The sequence below is a fragment of the Hymenobacter agri genome (assembly GCF_054778495.1).
This window is the reverse complement of sequence record NZ_BAAGZM010000493.1, coordinates 1-3,286: the sequence shown is the minus strand read 5'-3', so window position 1 is coordinate 3,286 and position 3,286 is coordinate 1. Positions and strand designations below refer to the sequence as shown.

Below are 3,286 nucleotides of genomic sequence, written 5' to 3'. Positions count from 1 at the left end.
CCGGCCGGCAACCGCCGCAGCCGGGGCCGCGTAGCGAAGCACTCACCCGCTTTCGCGCTCATGCACCACCCGCTTGCCCACCGCTTCACCGTGGCCCACCCCGCGTGGGCGGCCCACGCCACCATCTACGAAGTCAACGTTCGCAACTTCACGCCCGAGGGCACTTTCCGGGCCTTTGAGTCGCACCTGCCGCGGCTGGTGGCAATGGGCGTGGTGATTGTGTGGCTGATGCCGGTGCACCCCATTGGCGCGGTGGGGCGCAAGGGTTCGCTGGGCTCGCCCTACGCCGTGCGCGACTACCTAGCGGTGAATCCGGAGTTCGGAACGATGGACGACCTGCGCCACTTGGTGCAGGCCGCGCACAACTTAGGGCTGAAGGTGATACTTGACTGGGTGGCCAACCACACCAGCCGCGATAACGACCTCATTGCCGCGCACCCGGACTGGTACCAGCACGATGCCCAGGGCCAGCTGGTGCCGCCCGTGGTCGACTGGACCGACGTGGTGGCCCTCGACTACACCAACCGCGCAATGCGCCGCTACATGACCGAGGCCCTGGCCTGGTGGATTCGCGAAACCGACATTGACGGCTACCGCTGCGACGTGGCCGGCCTGGTGCCCACCGATTTCTGGGACGAGGCCCGGCCGGTACTCGACGCCCTGAAACCGGTGTTTATGCTGGCCGAGTGGGACGAGATGTACCCGTCGGGGGGGCTGAGCTGGGAGGAATTCGACTCCGACACGCGCCTGCTCGAAAAGGCTTTCAACATGAGCTTCGGGCTGCGCCTGCACTACCTGCTCGACCGCATTGCCGAGGGCCACGCTGCGCTGGCCGACATCGACACCTACCTGGCCGCCGAGCGCGAGAAATACCCGCCCAGCGTGTACCTGATGCACTTCACCAGCAACCACGACGTGAACAGCTGGGACGGCACCGAGTACGAGCGGCTGGGCCCGCTGGCTTTGCCCTTCGCTGTGCTCACGGCCCTGCTGCCGGGCATGCCCATGCTCTACTCGGGCCAGGAAGCGGGCCTGAACCGCCGGCTCGAATTCTTCGAGCGCGATACCATTGTGTGGGGCAATTACCCGTTACAGGATTTCTACACTCGCCTGTTGCAGCTCAAGAAAACCCACCCGGCCCTGGGCAACGGCGACCCGGCCAGCCACCTGCTGCGCCTTCCAGGCCCGCCCAACGTGTACAGCTTCTGCCGCACCAAAAATGAGGCAGCTGTGCTGTGCGCCATCAATATTTCGGCCGAAGCGCGGCTGACGCCCACCGTGCCGGGCCAGTGGCGCGACCTGTTCAGCGATGAAACGCTGACGCTTTTCGCCGGCGAAGACCTGCTGGTGCCAGCCCACGGCTGGCGCGTGCTGGTGGCCAACTAACCTTTCACCCCGTCGTCTGTCATCCTGAGCATTCTGCGAATCAAGCAGAGTCGAAGGACCTTATCACGCAAACGTAATCGCTTCTACGTGATAAGGTCCTTCGCGGCGCTCAGGATGACAGACGAAACTTTAACAGACTTTCCAAGTACCCAAAACCAAACACCTATTCCCGCTATGCAAACCCGTGAACTTGGCCGCTCCGGCCTCCAGATTTCGCCCTTGATGCTGGGCGGCAACGTCTTCGGCTGGACCATTGATGAGGCCACTTCTTTCGCCGTGCTCGATGCCTTCGTGGCGGGCGGCGGCAACGCCATCGATACGGCCGATGCCTACTCGGCGTGGGTACCCGGCCACGTGGGCGGCGAGTCCGAAACCATCATCGGCAAGTGGCTGCGGCATCGCGGCCGGCGCGATGATGTCGTCATCGCCACCAAAGTGGGCTACGAGGTGAACCCGGACAACAAGGGCCTGAAAAAAGACTACATCCTGCGCGCCGTGGAGGGCTCGCTCCAGCGCCTACAAACCGACTACATCGACCTGTATCAGAGCCACAAAGACGACCCGACCACGCCGGTGGAGGAAACGCTCGAAGCCTACGCGCAGCTGGTGAAGGACGGTAAGGTGCGCGCCATTGGGGCGTCCAACTTCACCGCGGCCCGCCTGCAGGAGTCGCTGGACGCCAGTGCCCGGCACGGCTTCCCGCGCTACGAGACGCTGCAAAACCTCTATAACCTGTACGACCGGGAGGATTTTGAACAGCACCTCGCCCCGCTCCTATTGAAGGAGAATATCAGCGCGATTCCGTATTACGGCCTTGCCGCCGGCTTCCTCACCGGCAAATACCGCGACCAGAACGACCTGCAAAAGAGCCCGCGCGGCGCCGGCGTGGGCCAGAAGTATTTGAACGAGAAAGGCCTCGCCCTGCTCACCGCCCTCGACGCCGTGGCTGACCGCCGGCAGGCCACGCCCGCCCAGGTAGCCCTGGCCTGGCTGATGCAAGCCCCCACCGTGGCCGCTCCCATTGCCAGCGCCACCAGCGTGGGCCAGGTCACGGAGCTACTCGAAGCTACCGAGCTACGCCTCACGGCCGAGGATGTGAAAACGCTGGAGAATTTCCAGCCGGTGAAGGCAGAGAAGTAGCCGGATTAGAAAAGACCGTCATGCTGACCCATTCAAGCAACAAAAAAGCCCCTTCAGTAGCTACTGAAGGGGCTTTTCACTACTCAGAAAACTTACTTACTCCCGCACAAAGCGGCGCGTGGCGGTGCCCTCGGCCGTGGTGGCGCGCAACAGGTACACGCCGCTGGGCAGGGCGCTCAGGTCGAGCGGCTGGGCATTAGCCGAGGCGGGCACCGTGGCGCGGTACACCACCTGGCCCAGCGCGTTCAGCACCAGCAGCTGTACCGGCGCGTGTGCGTTGCTTAGCGTTAGGGTCAGCTTGCCGTCGGGCGTGGGGTTGGGATAGAGCTGCAGCGAGGCATCGGCCAGCTGCCGGGCCGTGGCCGTAACCACCAGCGGCAGCGAGGGCAGCGACGTGCACCCGTTAGCGTTGGTCGTCGTCACGGTGTACGAACCCAGCTGCGCTGCCGAATTCACCACGTAGCTCGAACCAGTGGCACCGGTGATGAGACTGCCGTTGAAGTAAAACTGGTTGCCGGTGGCCGCGCTGCTGGTGAGCGTGGTCGTTGGGCCGTTGTAGGTGGCCGTGAGCGAGGGGCGCGTGGGCAGGGCATTGATGGTAACGGTGGCCGTGGCCGATGTACCGCCGCAGGCCCCGCTGCTGCTCACCGTGTTGGTGATGGTGTAGGTGCCGAGCGTGCTGGCGGCCAGGTCGATGGCGCCGGTGGTGGCGTTCAGCACCAGGCCGGTGGTCGAGGAAAACGTGCCGGCGCTGGCCCCT

The 3,286-nt window shown here is 64.3% G+C and carries 3 protein-coding genes; 2 read left to right on the top strand and 1 reads right to left on the bottom strand.

The annotated features are described in order from the left end of the window. Positions 1-60: 60 nt before the first annotated feature. Together ACYVDE_RS18210 and ACYVDE_RS18205 are read left to right on the top strand one after the other, a co-directional pair. Positions 61-1,386 (top strand): alpha-amylase family glycosyl hydrolase, encoded by a 1,326-nt coding sequence (locus ACYVDE_RS18210; protein ID WP_460502977.1) that lies wholly within the window; start codon positions 61-63, stop codon positions 1,384-1,386. 174 nt (positions 1,387-1,560) lie between these two features. Then, positions 1,561-2,526: an aldo/keto reductase gene (locus ACYVDE_RS18205; protein ID WP_460502976.1), complete on the top strand. Its 966-nt coding sequence runs from the start codon at positions 1,561-1,563 to the stop codon at positions 2,524-2,526. A gap of 96 nt (positions 2,527-2,622) precedes the next feature. Here the strand turns inward: ACYVDE_RS18205 and ACYVDE_RS18200 are convergent. Further along, positions 2,623-3,286, bottom strand: a 664-nt coding sequence (locus ACYVDE_RS18200) for a T9SS type A sorting domain-containing protein (protein ID WP_460502975.1), incomplete at its 5' end; no start/stop codon positions are given.

Bases quoted from the DNA above. Each gene is read 5' to 3' on its own strand.
- ACYVDE_RS18210 (WP_460502977.1), top strand. From the start codon at position 61: ATGCACCACCCGCTTGCCCACCGCTTCACCGTGGCCCACCCCGCGTGG.
- ACYVDE_RS18205 (WP_460502976.1), top strand. From the start codon at position 1,561: ATGCAAACCCGTGAACTTGGCCGCTCCGGCCTCCAGATTTCGCCCTTG.